General features: G+C 36.3%; 1 pseudogene. It reads left to right on the top strand.

The window, feature by feature from the left end:
• Positions 1-270: pseudogene (locus SB775_RS29820) on the top strand (hypothetical protein); the annotation flags it as partial.

Below are 270 nucleotides of genomic sequence, written 5' to 3'. Positions count from 1 at the left end.
ACAGTAATGTTACTCCCGTCATAAAAACTTATGACTTCAAAGATATAGTTGATGTTGAGGTTAATATAGATGGCAGTACTGTATCAAAAGTGTCTAAAGGAGATTCGATTTTAGGGGCAACTGTAGGTGGAGCAATTGGAGGCGGAATTGGTGCCATAATTGGAAGTAGTAGTGCTTCTAGTAAAACAAGCGATTACATCAATTATATTCATTTAAGGATATGCTTTGAAGACTTCGATACACCCTTCTATGATGTTGCTTTTTACAGTG

The organism is Peribacillus sp. SIMBA_075, assembly GCF_046534585.1.
The sequence above is the reverse complement of the archived record's forward strand: the minus strand, read 5'-3'. Positions and strand labels throughout refer to the sequence as shown.